The organism is Sodalinema gerasimenkoae IPPAS B-353, assembly GCF_009846485.1.
GTDB classification, from domain to species: domain Bacteria; phylum Cyanobacteriota; class Cyanobacteriia; order Cyanobacteriales; family Geitlerinemataceae; genus Sodalinema; species Sodalinema gerasimenkoae.
The window spans coordinates 3,249,437-3,270,887 of the sequence record NZ_ML776472.1 but is presented as its reverse complement, the minus strand read 5'-3'; the positions used below and the strand labels follow the sequence as shown (position 1 = coordinate 3,270,887).

At 51.8% G+C, this 21,451-nt stretch carries 16 protein-coding genes; 8 read left to right on the top strand and 8 right to left on the bottom strand.

Translation table 11 applies throughout. The features are described from left to right. Positions 1 to 19: 19 nt before the first annotated feature. Positions 20 to 697: a sigma-70 family RNA polymerase sigma factor gene (locus L855_RS14175; protein WP_159789058.1), complete on the bottom strand. Its 678-nt coding sequence runs from the start codon at positions 695 to 697 to the stop codon at positions 20 to 22. A gap of 209 nt (positions 698 to 906) precedes the next feature. On the opposite strand from L855_RS14175, the gene L855_RS14170 reads away from it, so the two are divergent. Beyond that, positions 907 to 1,482 (top strand): VOC family protein, encoded by a 576-nt coding sequence (locus L855_RS14170; protein ID WP_159789056.1) that lies wholly within the window; start codon positions 907 to 909, stop codon positions 1,480 to 1,482. On the opposite strand, the gene ribBA is transcribed toward L855_RS14170, so the two are convergent. Continuing rightward, positions 1,479 to 3,170, bottom strand: coding sequence for a bifunctional 3,4-dihydroxy-2-butanone-4-phosphate synthase/GTP cyclohydrolase II (gene ribBA / locus L855_RS14165; RefSeq protein WP_159789054.1), 1,692 nt, complete (start codon positions 3,168 to 3,170; stop codon positions 1,479 to 1,481). The genes L855_RS14170 and ribBA overlap by 4 nt on opposite strands. Before the next feature lie 153 nt (positions 3,171 to 3,323). Here ribBA and L855_RS22250 point away from each other — a divergent pair, with 153 nt between their 5' ends. Together L855_RS22250 and L855_RS14160 are read left to right on the top strand one after the other, a co-directional pair. Further along, the gene (locus tag L855_RS22250; RefSeq protein WP_281349508.1) at positions 3,324 to 3,458 is read left to right on the top strand and encodes a hypothetical protein; all 135 of its coding nucleotides are present in this window, start codon (positions 3,324 to 3,326) and stop codon (positions 3,456 to 3,458) included. A gap of 258 nt (positions 3,459 to 3,716) precedes the next feature. Continuing rightward, positions 3,717 to 7,001, top strand: coding sequence for a diguanylate cyclase (locus L855_RS14160; protein ID WP_159789052.1), 3,285 nt, complete (start codon positions 3,717 to 3,719; stop codon positions 6,999 to 7,001). A 24-nt stretch (positions 7,002 to 7,025) separates the two neighbouring features. Here the strand turns inward: L855_RS14160 and dcd are convergent, their stop codons facing one another. Then, entirely contained in the window at positions 7,026 to 7,607 is a 582-nt protein-coding gene (dcd, locus tag L855_RS14155) for a dCTP deaminase (RefSeq protein WP_159789050.1), read from the bottom strand. A gap of 167 nt (positions 7,608 to 7,774) precedes the next feature. Between dcd and L855_RS14150 the strand changes: the two genes are divergently transcribed. The 3 genes from L855_RS14150 to L855_RS14140 all read left to right on the top strand — a co-directional run bounded on the left by L855_RS14150 (position 7,775) and on the right by L855_RS14140 (position 12,431). After that, positions 7,775 to 8,365 carry an adenylate kinase family protein gene (locus tag L855_RS14150; protein ID WP_159789048.1) on the top strand — a complete coding sequence of 197 codons (591 nt, stop codon included), beginning with the start codon at positions 7,775 to 7,777 and terminating at the stop codon, positions 8,363 to 8,365. 72 nt (positions 8,366 to 8,437) lie between these two features. Beyond that, entirely contained in the window at positions 8,438 to 10,192 is a 1,755-nt protein-coding gene (gene argS, locus L855_RS14145; protein WP_159789046.1) for an arginine--tRNA ligase, read from the top strand. Positions 10,193 to 10,481: 289 nt separating this feature from the next. Then, a complete protein-coding gene (locus L855_RS14140; protein WP_159789044.1) occupies positions 10,482 to 12,431 on the top strand; it encodes a hypothetical protein in 1,950 nt (649 codons plus the stop codon). 31 nt (positions 12,432 to 12,462) lie between these two features. Here L855_RS14140 and smpB read toward each other — a convergent pair whose 3' ends face one another. After that, positions 12,463 to 12,933, bottom strand: a complete 471-nt coding sequence (smpB, locus tag L855_RS14135; protein ID WP_159789042.1) for an SsrA-binding protein SmpB — start codon at positions 12,931 to 12,933, stop codon at positions 12,463 to 12,465. Between the two features lie 363 nt (positions 12,934 to 13,296). On the opposite strand from smpB, the gene petJ reads away from it, so the two are divergent. Next, the gene (gene petJ, locus L855_RS14130; RefSeq protein ID WP_159789039.1) at positions 13,297 to 13,629 is read left to right on the top strand and encodes a cytochrome c6 PetJ; all 333 of its coding nucleotides are present in this window, start codon (positions 13,297 to 13,299) and stop codon (positions 13,627 to 13,629) included. A 317-nt stretch (positions 13,630 to 13,946) separates the two neighbouring features. Here the strand turns inward: petJ and L855_RS14125 are convergent, their stop codons facing one another. From L855_RS14125 to L855_RS14110, 4 genes are all read right to left on the bottom strand, one after another. Next, positions 13,947 to 14,357, bottom strand: coding sequence for a hypothetical protein (locus L855_RS14125; RefSeq protein WP_159789037.1), 411 nt, complete (start codon positions 14,355 to 14,357; stop codon positions 13,947 to 13,949). A 38-nt stretch (positions 14,358 to 14,395) separates the two neighbouring features. Next, complete coding sequence (gene prmA, locus L855_RS14120; protein ID WP_159791113.1) at positions 14,396 to 15,289, bottom strand: 50S ribosomal protein L11 methyltransferase; 894 nt, start codon at positions 15,287 to 15,289, stop codon at positions 14,396 to 14,398. A gap of 112 nt (positions 15,290 to 15,401) precedes the next feature. Next, positions 15,402 to 16,985: a phosphoglycerate dehydrogenase gene (serA, locus tag L855_RS14115; RefSeq protein WP_159789035.1), complete on the bottom strand. Its 1,584-nt coding sequence runs from the start codon at positions 16,983 to 16,985 to the stop codon at positions 15,402 to 15,404. A 274-nt stretch (positions 16,986 to 17,259) separates the two neighbouring features. Further along, a complete protein-coding gene (locus tag L855_RS14110; protein WP_159789033.1) occupies positions 17,260 to 18,402 on the bottom strand; it encodes a quinone-dependent dihydroorotate dehydrogenase in 1,143 nt (380 codons plus the stop codon). Positions 18,403 to 18,521: 119 nt separating this feature from the next. On the opposite strand from L855_RS14110, the gene L855_RS14105 reads away from it, so the two are divergent. Next, positions 18,522 to 21,398, top strand: coding sequence for a GAF domain-containing sensor histidine kinase (locus L855_RS14105; protein WP_159789031.1), 2,877 nt, complete (start codon positions 18,522 to 18,524; stop codon positions 21,396 to 21,398). Positions 21,399 to 21,451 lie beyond the last annotated feature (53 nt).

The window sequence follows — 21,451 nt, the reverse complement described above, 5'->3', positions numbered from 1 at the left end:
TACCTCTATTCCCTCAATATCAAGACATCTGTTCCGACAAATGGGCATTCGACGACCCCGCCAGACTCTCGGCCGTTTCTAAATAAATGGCCCGAATATCCTCTGGGAGATTGGTTTCTAGTTCACGATAGCCTGAGGGCAACTGCCGCGCCACATCGGCTGGAGTCAGTCGTTCCCCTTCCGCTTGCAGATAGGCCGCAATGCGGGTTTCACTCCACTTAAAGGTCTGGGACATGACCACCATCAGGCGTAACAAGGGGTCAAGGAGGTCTAAGGCTTGCTGAAGATAGCACCATAAGGGGGGTGGGGCGCTGTCGAGGGAGTATTGAATGGCCTCGACTTCGGGGAGTTGGGCTTGATCAATCGAGAGGGCCGTTAGTTGAATTAACCAATTTTGCAGGGTCACCTCTCCCGTCTCATCCTCATTGGCATCGGCGCTAGGATTGAGATCGAGCGATCGCATTTCATGGAAAATTCGTTGCCAAATCAACACAAACAGGTAATCGGCCCGCACCGGAGAGGTCACCGAATGGTGAACGAGGGTATAGACGATGGCACTGTAACGACAAAACAGGGCAGTAAAATATTTTCCCTCTTGTGGATAACGCTGATAGAGGGTCAGCAGTTCGCGATCGCTGTGGTGAAATAGGGACTTGACGATCGGGTGTTGGGCTTCGGGGAAGGTTGGGATTTGCACAATGATTCGCCAGTGGGAAAAACCTCTCTTTAGCATACCTTGGCAACTGTCGGAATCAAGAGCAACGGGGAAGGATTGATGGGTTTTGCGAGGACTCAGCCCTAGGGGTTGGGGCGGACTGAGTTTAATAATTTTCTTGGATTGGCTAGACTATAGAGAGACATTCGCCAATTCTAAAGCGGGAGAGTTCCCCCCATTCGCGCACATCTATGGTTGAAATTGTTTTTAGTTTACAGATCCCCCCGAGTTTGTTAGCCGCCCTCCCCTTGATGGATACTCTATTCTCCACTCAGGGCATCATGGTGATGTTGTTGGCGGCCTACGGCGTTGCCATGTGGATGTTTCTCACCAGCGCCCCCAAGGTCCATACGGTGATGGTCTCTGATCTGGCGATCGCCCAACAGTTTTATGAGGGGGAGCTACGGCTTCCGGCAGCGGAAGTGCCCCTGCATTACTATTACAACTACGATCAGACCCTGGGAGCGGCGGCGGTCGATCCCCTGTACCTGTCGGCGGACTTCGGCCCTTCCCGACCCGTTCCTGAGCCGGAAGGGTTATGGTACCAACTGAAAAAGAACGCCCAGCTTCATGTGATTGCTGGGGCCAGTTTGGGACGACAGAATCGCCAACGTCATGTCTGCTTTGACCGCGACTGTCTCGAAGAAGTGTTGCTGCAAGCCCAACGCCAGGGGGCTAAGTATAAAATCCGCAGCGAGAAGCCCCTGAATTTCCTCTTGAAAGACCTTCAGGGGAATGTGATTGAGATGGTCGAAGCGAAGGCCTAATGTAGGGCTGTTGGCTCCACATGATAGATGTTCTGAGTGGCCCAGTCGGCGCAGACGGCGGAGGGAAATTCTCCGGGGGCAAGCTTGCGCCGGGCCAGTTTCCCTTTGAGACTGGTCATGGGGTCCTGACCATTCGAGAGGAGAAATTCCAAAGAGGCGATCGCATCCCAGGTACTGAGGCGATCGAGAATTTGCACAAGGGCCTTCACATAGGGATGGTCGGGGTTGTCATACCAATTTGACTGAGCTAAGTTGGCTTGGTCGAAGCCTAAATGGAAGGTCAAGGCAGACGGACCGAATAGGGCCACGGTGACGGGGCGAGTTTCCTCTTGTAATAGGAGATGATGCTCCCGGGCCAGGTCTTGGAGTTCTTTCAGGAGTTGCGATCGCTCATCTACTGAGAGGGCCGGTCCCCGCAGGTGCAGGGCCACGGTCGCCAGATAGGTTTGCAGCAACAGGTGGCCGAGTTTTTTGGCTTTGGTGGCTAAGTAGACCGAGTTGTAGTCGTTGGCTTCAATCAGTAAAGGAACGCGAGCGACCACTTCAATGCCGTAGCCTCGTAGGCCGGCGATTTTCCGTGGGTTATTGGTGATTAAACGGATTTTGTGAACTCCGAGGTCATTGAGCATTTGCGCCCCCACCCCGTAGTTCCGTAGGTCTGGGGGAAAGCCGAGGCGTTCGTTGGCTTCGACGGTATCGAGTCCCATATCTTGGAGAGAATAGGCTTTGAGCTTGTTAATTAGCCCAATCCCGCGTCCTTCTTGGCGCAGATACAGCACCACCCCTTCGCCCCGTTGTTCGATGGTTTTGAGGGCGGCTTGCAGTTGCAGACGACAGTCACAACGCAGGGACCCCAGGGCATCCCCCGTGAGACATTCGGAGTGAACCCGTACCAGCACTGGGCGATCGCCGAAGGAGGTGGGGTCTCCTTTGACAATGGCCAGATGTTCGGTGTTGTCCATCTGGTTACGATAGGCGTACACCTGGAAGTTGCCAAACTCCGACGGGAGAGCGGCGATGGTTTCTCGCTGAATAAAGCGTTCGTTTTGCAGCCGATAGCTGATGAGATCGGCAATGCTGATGAGTTTTAGCTGATGGATTTTGGCATATTCGATGAGTTCCGGGAGTCGCGCCATGGTTCCATCAGGGTTCTGGATTTCGCAGATCACCCCGGCGGGATAGCGGCCGGCTAAGCGAGCTAAATCTACCCCAGCTTCAGTATGGCCCGCTCGCTTGAGCACCCCTCCTTTATGAGCCCGTAATGGAAAAATATGTCCAGGACGGCGTAAGTCTTTGGGTTGAGTGGTGGGATTAACGGCAGCGCGGATGGTGCGGGCGCGATCTTCGGCGGAAATTCCGGTGGTCACCCCTAACTCCGGTGAGGCGTCAATACTCACGGTGAAGGCTGTTTGATTGGCTTCGGTGTTACTGGTGACCATTAGGGGCAGATCCAGTTCGTCTAACCGATCTTTGGTCATGGCCAGACAGATCAGCCCTCGGGCTTCAACGGCCATAAAGTTGATGATTTCGCCGGTGATGGCATCGGCGGCACAGATGACATCTCCTTCGTTTTCTCGATTCTCATCATCGACGACAACAACGCACTTGCCAGCTTTGAGGTCTGCCAGGGCCTCTTCGATGCTGTTGAACTCAAATGAGCGGTCAGGGTTGGCTTGAGACGATTCCACGGATGTTTTCGCTTGCTTTAACTAAATCGTTAACTTTCTTTAAGTCTCTTAAGATTGTAGCTCGAAAGCGGGGTTGACCGCGAGGGGGGTTTCCCGGACTTTTGAGCAAATGCGATAAGCTCTCAAGTGTAGACCCCATGATAGGAGACAATAATGGAGATTCCAGCTTGGATGGATTGGGTGGTCGTTGGCTTTGCGATCGCCATCTTAGTCGGCAGTGGCTTAGTGATGTCCAATGGCGCGATTAAGGCAGAAAAGGAACTCAGTTCTAAGGGACAGAAGAAATAGGCTGACACTGTGGTTCCTCTCAACAGGGTGCTTTTTCCGCTTCGGGGAATCGCACCCTGTTTTTACGGTTGAGAGTTTAAAGATTCTATGAAGTTGTATCGATATTCCAATACTTTGTGTTAGCTTGTATATTAGCAACCCATATCAAGTAAGCAATTAAGACTTGCAACACGACAAACGCATCTCTCGGAGATCCCTGTCCCTGGGAATGAAGAAGCATCCAATCGAGACAAGCCAGGTGCGATTCCTATCTAGACCATGAATCCTTCAGACTCAACAGGTTATGGGGATGAGACTCCATTTCTCGATCCATTCTGCCCTCCTAGCCACTCCGATAGTTCCTCTTGGCAAACCTGGCAGCATCGTTTAGAAACTGCCATTCTACGACTACGGCGTTCCTTAATCCTTTCTGAGCTGTTACAACAGACGGTTGATGAAGTTCATCAATTGCTCTTTGATGACTGCAAGGATAGCTATGTCTATATTTGTTCAGCCAATCCTGAACAGCAGTTTCAAATCTTGGCCAAGTCTGGGTCGTTCCCAGGGGACGCGATCGTCCAACCTGGTTTAGAAATAATGGGACTTGATCAATTCTGGGATGAGCCGATATGTCCCTCAGAGCATTTCTTCATCTTAGACAACCTTCTCAGTTCCACAACCACAGCGGCTGGTTCTGAGTTGGAGAGTCCGCTGGGTAAGCCTTTAGGTATCCCGCTGGTGGTCTCAAATCGGCTTTGGGGTGTTTTGATGATTCAACAGGGTTCGTGCGATCGCCCGTGGCAGTCCTTTGAGCGAGACGGCTTGGAATTACTCGGATCTCACATCAGTCAGGCCATTAGCCACTCCCTGCAATGGGAGTCTCGGGGAACTGCCGAAACTGACGACGACCCCATGACAGGCCCCGAGGCGATCGCCCGACAGAAACGGGAGTTAGAGGAGATCTTAAACGCCCAGAAAATCCGAGAAACTATTGAAGAACAATCGGCAATTTTACGTAGTTTCTATAATTCTTGTCCACTCTGGATGGGAGTGGAGGAAGTCGTTGATGGCGACATCAATATGATTTCCTATAATCAGGCCAGTCTTTCGGTTTTGTTTGAGGAAATCAATCCCAGTCCTGAGCTGAGAAAGCTGATGGATCTCACGGATATTCGTCCCTCCGCTGAGATTGTAGAACTTTGGTTGAATCGATATCATCAAGCTCAGGTTGAACAGCGCCCAATTCAGTTTGAATATCACTATTCCAGCGCCACAAAAACCTATTGGTTTCTGGCGACTGTCTCTTATTTAGGACCATCATGTTACCCATATCCTCGCTTTTCCTATGTTGTCGAGGATATCAGCGATCGCAAACACAATGAGTTAGAACTCAAGCACGTTAAAGAACAGCTAGAGCTGGTCATTGAGGCAGCATCAGAGGGATTCTGGGAAGTTGATTACCGCAGCGGTGAGTATTATTACTCATCTCAGTGGAAGGCCATGTTAGGCTATCAAGAGCATGAGCTAGACAATTCTGAGGCAACCTGGCACAAAGTAATTTGTCCTGAAGAGTTGGCTGAGGTCTCTCAACTGCTCGAAGACTATCGAACCGGTAAAATCAATGAATTCCTGAAGACCATCCGCTTTATCCATAAAGATGGCTCAATTCGTTATATTTATGCCCGGGCGATCGCCGTAAAAGACTCAGGGAATCAGGTTGTCCGGATTGTTGGTAGTAACCTGGATATCACCAACTTAAAGCAGACAGAAATTGCCCTACAAGAAAGCAAAGAAAATTACCGTAAAATCGTCGAAAATAGTCAGGAAGGAATTTGGGTGATTGATGATGAAAATAAAACAATCTTTGCCAATTCTCGCCTAGAAGAAATGTTAGGGTACTCCATGGAAAAGTTAAGAGGGACGTCCTTCTTAGAATTCATGGAGGATGAGGATAAGCCCGATGCAATTGAGCATTTACGACGACGAAAGCAGGGAATTCGGGAGAATCATATCGCAAAACTGCGGCGAAAAGATGGCTCAATCATTTGGGTCATGGTGTCTGTTGCTACCAATACTGATGCTCAGGGACATCCCTGTGGTGCGATTGGTCTACTAACGGATATGACACAAATTGTGCAATCCCAGGAGGCCTTAGAACTATCCCAGATGCAACTCAAGGGGGTTTTAGATACCTCCTTAGATGGAATTATGGCCTTTCGTTCCATTCGTGATGCCCAGGGAAAAATTCTCGATTTTGAATGGTTATTCAGTAATCCTAGCGCCTGCGAACTGGTGGGACGACCTCAAGACAACTTCATCGGCAGGCAGTTACTGGTCGAAATGCCCGGAAATTTCGAGGAAGGACTCTTTAATGACTACGTTAAAGTGGTTGAATCTGGGATACCGTACACCAAGCAATTTTACTATAACCATGAAGGAATTGATGCCTGGTTTGATGTCATTGCCGTCAAATTAGGAGATGGCTTTACCGTCACCTTTCGTGATATCACTGAACTGAAACAGTCTCAACATCAACTACACAACCTCAATCAACAACTCGCTGCGCGTTTGCAGGATTTAGAAGAACGCAACCAAGACATGAAACTCTTAAATGAGATTAGTGATTTTCTGCAAGCCTGTTTAACCGTTGAAGAAGCCTGCTTAGCCATTGGTGGCTTTATCAGACCCCTATTTCCAGATTGCTCGGGGGCCATTTATATGCTCAATAATTCGCGAAATCAGGTTAAGGCTGTCGCAACCTGGGGGGAAGAGTTGGAGTCTTTAATGCAGTTTCATCCTCAAGATTGTTGGGCATTACGACGGGGGACTGTTCATAGTATCAGTTCACGGAGTCATGGCTTGAAATGCAACCATATTGATAGCAGTTGTACTGAAATTTCAGCAGTCTGTATCCCCATGATTGCTCAGGGAGAACCCTTGGGACTGTTATATATCAATGGAAACCAAGGGAAGACCATATCTGGCACCAGTCAGGAATTAGTGCGAACCGTTGCTGAGCAAGTTTCCATGGCGATCGCCAACTTAAAACTCCGAGAAACCCTGCAACAGCAAAGTATTCGTGACCCCCTAACCGGATTGTTTAACCGACGCTACTTAGATGAGTTTTTTGACCAAGAAATTCAGCGGGCCCAACGCAACCATCATCCTATTGGGGTCATGATGTTAGATATCGACCACTTTAAACAGTTCAACGATACCTATGGCCACGATGCAGGAGACTTTGTCTTGCAACAAGTGGGTCAACTTCTCGCTCGTAATGTTCGCGGTTCCGATATCGCCTGTCGCTATGGGGGAGAAGAAATGACGCTTCTGCTACCCGAGTCATCATTGGGGGTAACAACTCGCCGAGCCGAGCAGATTTGTCGGTCGATTCGGGATCTCAGATTAACCTATCAGGGTCAGCCGTTGCCCTCCGTCACCTCATCCTTAGGCGTCGCCTCGTTCCCGGAACAGGGATTGACCCGAGGGGCTTTGTTACGGGCCGCCGACAAGGCCCTCTACCGAGCCAAAGCCGGAGGGCGAAATCAGGTGGTGGTGGGTTAGGAGGAGCCGGTTAACTAGCAGAGGCTAAACCCGAGCTAAGGTCACCCGTTCATCTTGGTCTTGATATTTCCCCTGGCGATCCTGATAACTCACGGAACAGGGTTCTCCTTCTAGGAACAGGAGTTGCACAATCCCCTCATTGGCATAGAGACGACAATCAGCACTAGAGGAGTTGGAAAACTCTAGGGTCAAATGTCCTTTCCATGCGGCTTCGGCAGGGGTTAAATTGGCGATAATCCCCGCTCTTGCATAGGTGCTTTTACCAATACAAATAACCGTGATTGTACTGGGGATATCGAGACGTTCTAGGGCAACCCCTAGGCCGTAGGAATGGGCCGGAAGAATGAAATAGGACCCATTGGCATCTTCACAGAGACGAGTGGGTTCCAAGTTGTCAGGATTAAAGTTTTTGGGATCGACCACCGTTCCCGGGATATGCCGGAAAATCCGAAACTCCGCCGGAGAGAGGCGAATGTCATAGCCAAAACTGCTTAAGCCGTAGGAAATCACCGGAACATCACCAACCCGGCGGACTTGTTGAGGCTCGAAGGGGGAAATCATACCCTGTTCAGCCATTTGGGCGATCCAGGTGTCGTTTTTAATCACAATGGGTTGAGTTGCAGGAGGGTTCAGCGTCAGCTTTTCAGCCTACCTTATTTTGAGGGGAGTTTGACGGGGCTTGGGTTAGATTTTATCTGAGGGACGCGGGGGGCCGTGACCTCCTTTATACTGAGGAGGGGGAAATTTGGGAAATACCCTAACCCCAACCCCTGATGCACTGTTTAGTCGAGGAGAGACTGTTTGTGAGACTGGTGATTCTAGGAGGGCCCGGAGCTGGAAAAGGAACTCAAGGCAAGTTACTCTGTGACAACTTGGGTATCCCCTGGATTGCCACGGGGGAGATTTTCCGCCGAGCGATCGCCGCTGATACTCCCTTGGGAAATCAGGCTAAACCCTATGTGGAACAGGGGGAGTTAGTTCCTGATGCCATCGCTATCGAGTTTATCCGCGATCGCCTCAGTCAAGCGGATGCAACCCGGGGATGGCTCTTAGATGGCTATCCTCGCACGGCGTTTCAGGCCGAGGAGTTAGATTTTCTGCTTCAGGATATGGGACAACGCCTGGATTGGGCAATTTGGCTCGATGCACCCGTAGAAGTTCTCATGCAACGCTCCTTAGCGCGATCGCGGGATGATGATGAACCCCAGATTATCCGACGACGGATTGATCTGTTCCATCAACGCACCATCCCCATCACCGGCTATTACAAACCCCAGGATAAACTGCTACGGGTAGACGCCGATCGCCCCCCGGAGGTCATCCAGGAGGACTTACTGGCGCAATTAAAGGCCCCGCAACCCTAGATCCTCCCCACTTAATTCACAGACGCAGCCCCTTTCGGGTACTCTGGATCGCGCCTATCACCCCTACCATCCATGTCTTCGATTCTCAAACAGCTTCAGCAGCAGTTCAGTCCGGCCCTCGTGGCCGCTTTCGGGGAGGAGTTCGCCACAACGGATCCCCTCCTGGCCCCGACGAATAACCCCAAGTTTGGCGATTATCAAGCCAACTTAGCCATGTCCCTGGCCAAACCTCTTAAGCAGAAACCTCGGGATATCGCCGCCAAACTCATTGAGGCCCTGGATGTCTCCCAATTCTGTTTCCCCCCAGAAATTGCGGGGCCGGGGTTTATTAACTTGCGACTGAAACCCGAGTTCCTAGAGTCTCAACTGCAACAGATGCAGGGGAGCGATCGCCTGGGAATCGCCCCTACCCCGAACCCGGAAACGGTGGTGGTGGACTTTTCCAGTCCCAATATCGCCAAGGAGATGCACGTAGGCCATCTGCGATCGACCATTATCGGGGATGCGATCGCCCGTGTCTTAGAATTTCAGGGTCATGATGTCCGCCGCCTCAACCATGTGGGCGACTGGGGAACCCAGTTTGGGATGTTAATCGCCTATCTCAAAGAAGTCTATCCCAATGCCCTAACTGAGGCAGATGCGTTAGAGATTGGCGATTTAGTGAGCTTCTACAAACAGGCGAAAATCCGCTTTGATGAGGATTCTCTGTTCCAAGACACCGCCCGCAACAACGTCGTGAAGCTGCAATCGGGGGATGCAGAAACCCGCCAAGCTTGGAAACTCCTCTGTGATCAATCCCGGCGGGAATTTCAGAAAATCTACGATCGCCTCGATGTAGAACTCAACGAACGGGGAGAATCCTTCTATAATGACCAACTCCCCCAAGTGGTCCAAGACCTCAAAGACTGTGGTCTACTGGTCGAAGATCAAGGGGCGCAATGTGTCTTCCTAGAAGGCTATCAGAACAAAGAAGGGAAGCCTCAACCCCTAATTATCCAAAAATCCAACGGGGGTTACAACTACGCTACCACCGACTTAGCAGCCCTGCGCTATCGGATTCAAGAGGATGGGGCCACGCGCATTATCTATGTGGTGGATGCGGGCCAAGGAACCCACTTCGCCCAAGTCTTCCAGGTAGCGCAACGGGCGGGATGGCTTCCTGAGACGGTAGAGGCGGTTCATGTTCCCTTTGGCTTAGTGCAAGGGGAAGATGGCAAAAAGCTCAAAACTCGGGCCGGGGAGACGGTTCGCCTCAAGGATTTACTCGATGAAGCGGTGAATCGGGCCCGAGTGGATTTACAGACGCGCATTGAGACGGAGGAACGCTCGGAAACCCCCGAGTTTATTGAACAGGTGGCTGAGGGGGTGGGGATTAGTTCGGTCAAATATGCCGATTTGAGCCAGAACCGCACCAGTAACTATGTGTTTAGTTACGACAAAATGTTATCCCTCCAGGGAAACACTGCCCCCTATTTGCTGTATGCCTACGTGCGGGTGCAGGGGATTAGCCGTAAGGGAAATATTGAGTTTGAGAGCTTAAAAGATAGTCAATTAACTCTCTCGGAGGAGACGGAACTGGCGCTGGCTAAACATCTGTTGAGCTTGTCGGAGATTCTGGATGAGGTGGCTCAGGAGTTACTGCCCAATCGCCTCTGTCAATATCTGTTTGAACTGAGTCAGAAATTCAATCAGTTCTATGACCAATGTCCGGTGTTACAAGTCGAAGAACCGTTACGAACTTCTCGTTTGCTGCTGTGTGATTTGAGTGCGCGAACCCTTAAATTGGGCTTGTCACTGTTGGGAATTACGGTGTTGGAACGGATGTAGAATTGGAGGAGAACCACGGAGTCACAGAGAACATGGAGGGAGAAGAGAGCGTCTGAACTGTAGCAGGGATGGCGCTCTAAGGGGGTGGGGGTAGGTTCACCCCTACTGCCTAGGGCAACCACGGTTCGGCTATCGCTCACCGACCACAAGGGATTGCCCCTATGTCTTGTTCCCTATTTTTTGTCCTATTCAGACCAACTTTGGCTATATCATGCTATCTAAGCAATTCCAATTCAGGGCAATGCTGAGTCGAGGTCTTCGGGAGGGATGGTGGTTGTTGCCTATCCTTTTGTCTGGACTGTATGTTGTTAGTGAACGAACGTTTTACTGGACGGATTTTGTTGTTTATCAGCATCGTGTTACGGAACTGGTTTTAGCCTTTCAAGACTCATTTGAAACGGGTGTTGGGCGAATTATTGATTCCCTGAATGGGGATTATAATTTGCTCTATGTGATTCCCCTGTTACCGATTTCTTGGGTATTGGGAACCTCTCGGCTGGTTTATATTCTGAGTTTAATCATCCTTTATGGGGTGCCGTTTATCGCCGCAACGGCTTATTTGCTGCGTTATCTGGAGCCAACGGTTCCACCAAAAATCTCGTTTTACAGGGGGGTGATGATCGGTTGTCTTATCCCGATGACTTGGATTCCCAGCTTGCGGGGATTCCCGGATACGGTGGGGATGCTTTGTGTGGTGGCTGCGAGTGGCTTGTATTTGGCGAGGCAAGGCGGGTGGCGGTTTTCGGGGATTGGTGGCTTGTTGGCCCTGGCGGTGTTGTTTCGTCGCCACTTCGCCTATGGGGGCCTGGCGGTGGGGGGGGCGATCGCCCTAGTGGAACTTTGGCTGATTCTGCGATCGCCGTCTCCTCGGAACTTGAAAAAGCAGGTTTGGCAATATAGCCGCAACTTAGGGCTAATGGGACTCTCTGGCTTGGCCTTACTCCTACTCGTTGCCCCAGACTTTACCTATCGCGCCCTGACTGCCAATCATCGCGCCGTCTATGCCTCTTTTAGTGTTCCCATTCCCGAAAGCATCGACTATTTTGCCTCGGCCTATGGCTATCTCATCTGGGGATTACTGATTTGGGGACTTTGGCGGCGTTGGCGATATCAGCCCCTTCCCTCTCGGGCCGCTGGCTTTTTGCTACTCTGGGGGGGATTGGCGATCGCCTTCCAAGTCTTTCTACTCCGCTATGATTCTGTCCATTACACCCTGCATCTGACGCCTCTTGTGATTGTGGGGATAAGCCTGTTATGGCGATCGCTCTCCCGGCTTCCCCGTCAACTGCTGCTCGGGGTATTGCTCCTCAATCTTATCTTGGCACTGACCCCCTTAGGAAGCCAAAACCTTCCCGGCCGCCAACTCTTCGCCAGCACACATCCCCCCTTAGTGCGACAAGACTATCCGGAACTCCTGCGGTTGGTGGACACCCTACATGAGTTAACCCCCAATGACGAGCCAGTTCATCTCATTGCCGCCTCCAGTTCTCTCAATCGGGGGTTAATTCGTAACGCTCATTGGCATCAGTACGCGCCTGAGTCGATTCCCCTTTCCTGTCATATTCCCTGCGGCATCGAAATTCTGGAACTTCCGACGGCTGACTCCAACAGTATTTATCCCCTAGAACCCCTCTTGGCTGCCGAGTACATCGTCTTAGCTGAGCCGTTACAATATCATTTGCCCCGGCAACAGCAACAGGTGATTGCCGTTCCCTATGAGGTATTTCAGGAATCCTGGGCCATCACCGAGGATTTTGAGCAACGTCCAGAAACCTTTAGCTTAGAGAACGATGTCACTGTGTTGCTCTATCAGCGACGACGGCCCACCGATTGGCAAACCGCCGTCAACACCTTAATTGAGATGAAATCCCGGTTCCGCGATCGCCCCGGCTTACAATCAGATTGGGTCAATCTCACGCCCCGGATTCCCCTCCAGGGACAATATCAGGGTAGTAACCCCGCCAATTTCGCCATTGAGCGCTTATCTGAACCCCTACATCTGCTCTATATCGGAGAATTTCCCAATCCGCAGTCGATTCGCCTCCAGGTTTCCCCTCATCCAGACTCCTTATCCCTCGTGGCTCATCTGCTCAATTCCCAGGCTGAGATAATCGCCACCTCGGAGGTGGCCTCAGAGTCCATCACCCTAACCTCAGAGGAACCCGCCGCCTATCTGCTGTTAACCCTAACCTCTCCCACCCCCACATCCGTTCAGTTAGAGCAGCTTAGCGTTCAGTAGCCTCTCCCCAGGGAAACCCCTTGACGGGGAGTTAATAGGACTTCATCACCCGAGCAATTTCACGATCTTGTTGCTTGCGTTTGAGGCTCTCGCGCTTATCATGGAGTTTCTTCCCTTTCGCCAAGCCAATACTGACCTTCACCCAACCATTTTTTAGATAGAGTTTAAGAGGGACTAAGGTCAGTCCTTGTTGTTCAACTTTACCAATCAATTTGCGGATTTCATTGCGATGGAGAAGTAACTTACGGTTCCGGAGTGGATCATGATTAAAGTACTGACTGGCAATGTCGTAGGGGGAGATATGAACATTGTGTAGCCAGGCTTCATTGCCGCGAATCAGAGCATAGCCATCCCGGAGGTTGACGCGGCCTTGGCGGATGGATTTAACCTCGGTTCCTTGTAACTCAAGGCCGGCTTCATAGGTTTCCAGGATGCTGTAGCGGTAGCGCGCTTGTCGATTATCGGCAATGACTTTATAGCCGGAACTGGTATCTTTTGCCATGCGTATTCTTTCGTCGGTGATCGTGTTTAGGCGAGTCTTATCTTTATTTAAGCGCGGTTAGCCAATTTTTGCGAATTTTACTTTGAGGTCAACGCCAAGTTCAGGGGTGAGGACAAGAGCCTGAAATTACAAAAGTTTACAAAAATCGCGATCGGAATTATAAATGCGCTGAGACTCCATGATAGACTCGGAGGTAGCTTCCAACCCTAACGAAGGGGTCTAGGAGGGGCTTATAACTTGTCAAGGGGACTATGACAAGCCGTCTTTTGACAGGTTAAGTTGTTTTCGGTAAGACAGACTTATCTGGAGATATTCCCCATTAGATCTCATCGTTCTAACAGTTTAATGAAAGGAGAACAGGTTTTGAAAAAGCTTATTTCTACGGTCTTAATTTTTGCGGCGATCGCTCTGTTTAGCGTAAGTGGCACAGCCTATGCCGGTGACGTTGCCAGCGGCGCCAAAATTTTCAGTGCCAACTGTGCCGCCTGTCATGCTGGGGGTGGCAATGTGGTTAATGCCACTAAAACCCTACGTAAGGATGCCTTAGAACGGTATGATATGGCGTCTGAGGAAGCCATTATCAATCAAGTCACCAATGGCAAAAACGCGATGCCTGCCTTTAAGGGCCGTTTGAGCGACACAGATATCGCCGATGTGGCGGCTTATGTTCTCTCGAAGGCTGAAAGTGGCTGGTAGAGGCTCAATTTAACCTCAGTTGGGTTCCATAGTTCGGTTCCATACTCGGTTCCACACAGAGCCGCGTGAGGGGGTTGGTTGCTTGATGTCCACTCCGTCACGCGGCTATTTTGGCTTGACTTAGCCCCCCCGGGAAAACGCCCCCATCACCAGAGCGGATAAGAGTAGGCCCGGTGAGAGTAACAGGGCCAGCATAAATAATTCATGGGTAGTCATGGGCGAATCTCCTTGAACTGTCCTTGGTGTGGGTTGGCTGTCCTAACATTCTAAACGACGTTGCCCAGTCAAGGCAGGGGGAGGCCAGTTTTTAACTTTGGTTAAGATTTTGGCTGGGGGTGAGGTCCAGAGGTTTCAATCGCCTTGATGAGGTTCAGCCAATCCTCTTGATGACAGAGCCACGGATAGATGGGAATCCCGGTGGCTGTTTTTTTGGGGCAATAGATAATCTGGTTATTGTCAATCGTTAAGTCTTTGAGCGATCGCAGGCTGTAGGTTCGATCCAGTTTTCCGGTCAGTTTATACAGGGTTAATTCATGCTTCGAGAGAGTGAGATAGGTCTTATTGACAAATAAATAGCCCCCATAGAGGGTAATAAAACCGGAGATAAGGCTAAAGGGAAAGCCTCCCTTTAAGGAGACCACAAAGGCATCTAAAATCACAAAAACAGAGGCAGCCAGTAGGGTGATGCCAATCCCTCGCCGATAGCGAACTCTCAATTCTTCAGCCATAAATTCTGGTTACAACTCTTTGCACTCAATGGTGATTTTTAACTGCGGCGAATGTTGAAACAACACCATTCTTGGCGTTTCCAGAGGGTGGCGACAATCCAGCCATGTTGTTCTAAGACATCCGCCATGGGTTTAGCTTGTTCTAGGAGAACACCACTAATAACGCCCCAGGTATGGGGAGCGGCGATCGCCGTCATTTGGGGAATTAGCTCAACAATGGTTTCCGCCAGGATGTTACAGAGAATGGCATCGACAGGTTGATGATTGGCAAGACTGACGACGCGATCGAGGCTTCCCTCTTCGACGACCATCGTCTCGGTAGAAATGTTATTGAGGGCCTGATTGGCCCGAGCGGCTTTCACCGCCAGAGAGTCCACATCAACGGCGTAAATCTTTTTCGCCCCCAATAAGGCGGCCCCAATGGAGAGAATCCCCGAACCGCAGCCAATATCAGCAACAATGGGATGTTCTTCTCCCATGCTAAAGCGCATTTCTAGGGATTCGAGACAGAGTTGGGTGGTGGCGTGGGCCCCAGTGCCAAAGGCCACACCGGGATCGAGTTTCAGGAGAATGCGATCGCTCCCTTGAGGGGGATCGAGCCAAGCGGGATAGACGGTAAAGCGATCGCCAATATCCGTCGGTTGCCAATGTTCCTTCCAACTACTGGACCAGTCTTCCTCCTCAATCAGGTGCCAATGGGTCCCTGGGGGCGGTAAATCAATGGCGATGGCATCCTGGCGCAGCCACAGGGATAGAGCCGCTAAATCCAGCATTTGCACCTGATCTTGATGGAGATAGGCCCGCATCAAACAGGAGTCCGCTTGCGCTTCGCTCACCACACCCCGACAGCCGAAGTTCTCCAAACGCCAGAAAATGGTTTCCTCCAACGCTGGATGTCCCAAAATTTGGATTTCCCACCAGCTACTGCTCATAACTCCTCTTCCTTTAGGTTGGGCGCGGGGCGATCGCCATACCGGCGTCAGCCATGCGATCGCCCCAGTTAACCGGGTTAATACCAAGAGGCTCCCGGCTAGACACTCACCCCTACATAGTGACGGTATACGCGTCGCGAATCCCAGACACCTTGAGAATTTCCTCTAAAATTCCTTCCGGTAGGGGATCATCCAAACTCAGCACCATCACTGCGTCACCCCGGACAATCTTGCGTCCGACCTGCATACTGGCAATGTTGACATTAAAACTCCCCAACAGGGAACCAATGCGGCCAATAATCCCCGGCATATCCCGGTGACGGGTAAAGAGCATATGTTGAATCGGCGGCACATTCACGGGGAACTCATCCACGTTCGTAATCCGCAGTTCACCATCCCCCAGTAAGGCTCCAGTCACCGTATGTTGCCCCCGAGAGCCTTTGGCTTCGAGATGCAGCGAATCGGTGTAGTCCCGAACTGAAGCATCCCGCATTTCAATAATACGAATGCCCCGTTCCTTGGCCTCAATGTTGGCATTGACGTAATTGACCCGTTCCCGCAAAGCTGGGGTTAATAGGCCTTTGAGAGCGGCAATGGTAATCGGTTTGCTGTCCTGATTCGCCAAATCTCCTTGCAGAGAAATGGTCAGAGACTCCACCCGGCCACCGGCCAATTGACCCACCATGTTACCTAACGCCTCGGCTAGTTCCAGATAGGGACGCAGTTTCGCCAACGCATCGGGATACAAGCCGGGGATATTGACCGCCGAACGAGCCGGAAGTCCCAGAAGCACATCGCGAATTTGCTCGGCTACATCCACCGCAACATTGACCTGAGCCTCAGCGGTAGATGCGCCGAGGTGGGGAGTCAGAATCAGGTTTTTATCGCCTTCTCGCAGTGGTGAATCCGCTTCTAAGGGTTCGTTGCCAAAGACATCGAGAGCCGCACCGGCGATGCGTCCTTCTTTCACGGCTTCGGCCAGGGCCGCTTCATCAATGAGTCCCCCCCGCGCGCAGTTAATAATGCGGGCCGTGGGTTTCATTTTGGCCAGGGCCTCAGCGTTGATGAGGTTGGCTGTTTCCTCAGTGCGGGGAATATGGAGGGTGATATAGTCCGCCTCTTGAATCAGAACATCGAGTTCCACGAGACGACAGCCGATTTGTTCGGCTCGTTCATTGGAGATATAGGGATCATAGGCAATCAGTTTCATGCCCATGGCTTTGGCGACATTGGCCACATGGGAGCCGATTTTACCCAAGCCAATTAATCCCAGAGTTTTCTTGTAGATTTCGGCCCCGATAAAGGCTTTACGATTCCATTCCCCGCCTTTGACGGAGTGGTTAGCATCGGGGACATAGCGAGAGAGAGACATCATCATCGCCAGAGCATGTTCGGCCGCGGCGATGGTGTTGCCTTCGGGGGAGTTGACAACCACAATCCCCTGTCGGGTGGCCGCCGCCACATCGACGTTGTCCACCCCGACCCCGGCGCGACCAATGATTTTCAGTTGTGTGCCGGCTTCAATGACCTCTTTGGTGACTTGGGTTCCCGAACGAATCATCAAAGCATCGTACTCGGGAATAATGGAGATGAGTTCGGACAGAGGCAGTCCGGTTTTGACATCAACTTGCGCGACTTGAGAGAGAATTTCGATCCCTGCGCGATCGACGGAATCGGAAACAAGAACTTTTGGCATAATGTGCAGCTTGGTGTTCGCTTATGGCAACCCCTCCCCATCGCTCGTGTGTCGGTTAGGGAGAAGAGGGCGCGATCGCTGGTGATTTGACGTTTGCAGCTTAAAGACACACTGCTCCACCGCCCGCCCGCAGATAGCCATTGTATCGGGAAAGTTGCACCGAGGGCGCTTTTTTCCTGGATGTCTTTGCGATCATGAAAGGTCGGCTGCCATTGATTGTACTATGCTCCCCTCCGGAGTCTCAGGGGGGAGGTGCGAGGAGCGGGGGAGGGGTTTACCTGTGATGGGCCAGTCCTACGGCTTGGGAGAGGTGAGATAAGCCTTGTTCTTCTAATTTGCTCACCAGTCCTGAGAGTATCTGCTTCGCCAGTCCGGGGCCTTGATAAATCCAGCCGGTGTAAACTTCCAATAGACTGGCCCCAGCGGTGATTTTCTCCCAGGCATCGTCAGCACTAGCGACGCCTCCCGTGCCAATAATGAGCAGTTTTCCCTCGGTATATTGCCAAATCTCCCGGATGACCTCCGTGGAGCGAGCTTTGAGGGGCGCACCACTGATTCCGCCCGCTTCCTCCTGAGGCGATGTTCCCGTTTTGGCTAACCGTTGGGTCTTTAACCCCGTTCGCGAGATGGTGGTGTTGGTGGCAATTACTCCCCCTAACTGTAGACCCATCACTAAATCGAGAATGGCCCGTATTTCCCCGGTTTCCAAATCGGGGGCAATTTTGACTAAAATAGGCTTAGCATCTGTATTCATGTCCATCAGGGTTTTCAAAATTTGCTCCAAACGTTCTGGAGCCTGGAGCGATCGCAGTCCTGGGGTGTTGGGTGAGGAGACGTTGACCACAAAATAGTCCCCCAAGCCTTGTAATACCTTGAAGCTATCGCGGTAGTCCTCCATGGCTTCTTCCAGGGCTGTCACCTTAGACTTGCCCAGGTTAACCCCAATGGGAATCTTGGCAAGTTCGGGCGATCGCACCTGCGTCAAGTTCTGCGCCATCACCGTGGCCCCGCAATTGTTAAACCCCATGCGATTTAAAGCAGCTTGGTCTTCAATGAGGCGGAACAGTCGCGGGGGAGGGTTTCCCGGTTGGGGATGCCATGTCACCGTCCCGAGTTCTGCAAATCCAAACCCCAACGACCCCCAAAACTGCCCCACCTCGCCATTTTTATCAAACCCCGCCGCTAAGCCGAGGGGGTTGGGAAAGGTCAATCCCCAAAGCTGTTGTTGCAGGCGATCATCTCGAAAACAGAATTGCTTCTCGATTTGGGAGGCGATCGCCCGAGCGGGGAAGTTCGGCGGAATCACGGTTTGCTGGCGCGAAAGATATCGTAGGCTCGCCATAAACTGCCGGTGTATCCATTCGGGATCGGTTGTGGAAAACAGGATTGGGCGAAAGATTTGTTGGTATAGGTTCATGGCAACCCCTTAAACTCCATCCTCTCCATTCAACCCTACACTGGACTCAAGGTATATCACGGGCCAAGTCTTGAGGCACACTCTCGACCCGTTACTGCTCTGTTCCCCCCACCCGGATTATGCAAGACGCTTACATGACCACCTCCGAAAATCCATTGGTTAGTCTCAGTCATACCCTGCAAACCCTCCGGGATCAGGAGAGCATTGAAGCGTTGGTGACCACCACCTTAGACTACCTACGCCGTGAGTTTAACTATGCCCTGTTGTGGATTGGACTCTATGACCGCCTCAGCCACCGCCTGCGAGGGGTTGGGGGACAACTGACTCAAGAGGGTCAGGTGAAGATGCCTCAACAGTTTGCCCTCAGTCCTGGGGACATCATGGAACAGACGGTGATTCAACAGTCGCCGGTGCAGGTGGCGGATTTACGGGAGGAAAGCCGGGGGGGAGAATGGCAGGCGTTGGCCAGCCGCCATGGGATTCAAGGGACGACCGTTTTTCCTCTGTGTCACCGCCATGTGTGTTTTGGGGTGGTGATGTTGGGATCAAGTCTCTGGGGTGATTTTCCCTCGATTGAGGAGCGTTCCTTGCTCTCAATGCTGTTTGGGGAGTTGGCGATGGGATTCCATCAGGCGGATCTCGATGAGCAACGTCAACGGCTGAAACGCCCCCATGAGCCGTTGTTGGAGATGATGTCTCAGTTGCAGGAGTCTCAAAGCCTCGATCATCGCCTGATGACGATTGTGGTCACAACGCAGCAGTTTTTGATGCCGGCTCGCACTCATATTTACTGGTATGACAGCGAGCGCGAGCTGTTTTGGCTCCGTGCCCAGGAGCAAGCCACTGGTTCCCGGCGTAAAATGGGGAGTACTACATCTCGCAATGGCTCTCAGTATCAAGAAACCCGTGAAATTCCGTTGGCGGAGTTTGGTGGTTTTCATAAAACTCTCTGTGATAATCGCCTGGTTGCCATTGGTGAGGCCTATTCATCGTTGAAGGCCGATGCCACCAGTCGGTTGATGGCCCAAATTGGGGCGCGATCGCTCCTGGCGGCTCCGATTCTCTCGAAGGGCCAGTTATTAGGCTTCCTCTCCGTGGAGGGAACGGAGGCCCGTATTTGGAGGGAGGAGGAGAAGGATTATATTCGGGGTGCGGCTCAGTTGGTGGCGATCGCAACTCCCCTATCTCATTTACAAGAGCGCATTACGGAAATTGAGTTGGATCGGGATTTAACCATTGGCTTACCCCAGGATGACATCAGTTTGGAAACCTATAGTCAACGGCTGAGTCAGCGGCTCAAAGATGCGCCAGTGTTGGTGTTTTCGGCGGATTCGCAAACGAATGAGATTCAGTTGTTGTCCGCTTACCCGGCCAGTTCCGGTTGGGAAGTGGGAGAGTCTTTTCCGTCTCTGTCCTTTGTGGATTGGCAGTTACTGCAACATGGGGATGGGGCGATCGCTCTTCAACTGAGTGATGATTTTAATGAGGCATCGACCCGAGGCGGGGGGGATATGCGCTTAACCTCTTGGCAACCTTTGTTTATTGAGGCGGGGGTGCGATCGCCCCTGATTGCCAATACGGAACCGGGCCAACTGCCGAAAAACTTTGTGGTAATTGCGGAGCGATCCTCCCGAGTGTGGACGAGTTCAGAACGGGAGTTAGTCACCCTAGCCAGTCGCCAGGTGGGCCAAATTCTGCGCCGTCAAGCGATGCAACAGAAGAGTCAACAAAACCAAAGGATGGTGAAGGGGATTCGCCATAGTTTGGATTGTTTGGCCAACGCAGAAAATTGGCAAGCTGCCGAAGCCAGTCATGTGCAGTATTTAGCGGAGATGTTGGAATCTCCCTTTGTGGGCCTTGTAACCTGGGAGCCGGGGTTAAAAACGGGGGTTCTCAGTACGTTGGTGGAGCAGGAGACTTATGAAATTGTGCTTGGGCAAGAGATTAATGTGAAGAAGGAACGCCTCTTGCAAAAAGTTCTCTCGCGTTCCGGGGTATTTGGCCCGGTTCCGGTAGATCGGCTCCCTACGGTGAGTCAGGCTTGGTTGGGCCCGTTGCAAGGGTTAGTTCTGCGGGCGATCGCCCTGCAAACCTTCGCGAGCAGCAAAGCCACTGGGGTGATTTTAGTGGCGGATTCTCCGCAACGGGAGTGGAATGAGCGTCAGGTGGAGGTGCTGGAGTTGCTGGCGGGGCAGTTGGCGTGGGGACGACGGGCGGTGTTATTGGAACAACGACTTAATCGGTATCGCGATCGCCTTGACCCCCTGAATTGGTACAAACAGCACCGGTTGGAGGAACTGTATCGCAGTATTGGCTTAGATATCAAACATCTAACTCAGTTAACGGATTTGACGGGGGGAGTGGCGAATTTGGACGAGGATGATAGTCGGGCGAGATCGGTACAACAGGTGCGTCATCAGGAGTTGTTACGTCATCTCTCGGATAGTCTCAATGGGGCAATTCATCTCCTTAAATATGAACAATGGCGTTTGCAACTGAAACCGGAACCCATCTCCATTGTGCGGCTGTTTTCGCGGGTGTTGGAGCGCGTCGAACCGGCGACAGCCAAACGACAAATTTGGATGCAGGTGCATCGGGATCAGAATGTAACCCTGTATGCCGATCCGGCGAAGTTTGAGTTAGTGTTTGTGGAGGTGTTGTTGGCCGCTTGTCGGCGATCGCCGGCGGGGGGCAGAATTGATATTTGGTATCGTTCCGTCACGGCTGAAGAGGAGGCGGGAACTGAGTTTGTTGAGCTTTCGGTGACAGATAGTGGCGACGTTAGTCCCCGAATTTTAGGGGCCTTCCAGCCGGCGATTCTCAGCGCCCCCCGAGAGAAGCGCGACGCTCTGGCGGCCTCTCCGTTAGATCGTCCACCGGGGTTAGAGTTGATTATTTTTGAGCGTCTAATGCGTCAGATGGGAGGAGATTTCCTAATTGAGAAGATTGAGGATGGACGCATTGTTAGTCGTCTGTTGGTTCCCCGGCATTCTTGATGAGCGCCAAGAACTTGGGGTGACTATCAGACACTCGGTTTTTTCCGGGGAAC

Excerpts from the sequence above, each read along its gene's own strand:
- L855_RS14170 (WP_159789056.1), top strand. The coding sequence starts at position 907 with ATGGTTGAAATTGTTTTTAGTTTACAGATCCCCCCGAGTTTGTTAGCC.
- argS (WP_159789046.1), top strand. The coding sequence starts at position 8,438 with ATGTCTTCGATTCTCAAACAGCTTCAGCAGCAGTTCAGTCCGGCCCTC.
- smpB (WP_159789042.1), bottom strand. The coding sequence starts at position 12,933 with ATGGCAAAAGATACCAGTTCCGGCTATAAAGTCATTGCCGATAATCGA.
- prmA (WP_159791113.1), bottom strand. The coding sequence starts at position 15,289 with ATGAGCAGTAGCTGGTGGGAAATCCAAATTTTGGGACATCCAGCGTTG.
- L855_RS22250 (WP_281349508.1), top strand. The coding sequence starts at position 3,324 with ATGGAGATTCCAGCTTGGATGGATTGGGTGGTCGTTGGCTTTGCGATC.
- L855_RS14110 (WP_159789033.1), bottom strand. The coding sequence starts at position 18,402 with ATGAACCTATACCAACAAATCTTTCGCCCAATCCTGTTTTCCACAACC.
- L855_RS14150 (WP_159789048.1), top strand. The coding sequence starts at position 7,775 with ATGCACTGTTTAGTCGAGGAGAGACTGTTTGTGAGACTGGTGATTCTA.
- L855_RS14125 (WP_159789037.1), bottom strand. The coding sequence starts at position 14,357 with ATGGCTGAAGAATTGAGAGTTCGCTATCGGCGAGGGATTGGCATCACC.
- L855_RS14105 (WP_159789031.1), top strand. The coding sequence starts at position 18,522 with ATGCAAGACGCTTACATGACCACCTCCGAAAATCCATTGGTTAGTCTC.
- L855_RS14160 (WP_159789052.1), top strand. The coding sequence starts at position 3,717 with ATGAATCCTTCAGACTCAACAGGTTATGGGGATGAGACTCCATTTCTC.
- serA (WP_159789035.1), bottom strand. The coding sequence starts at position 16,985 with ATGCCAAAAGTTCTTGTTTCCGATTCCGTCGATCGCGCAGGGATCGAA.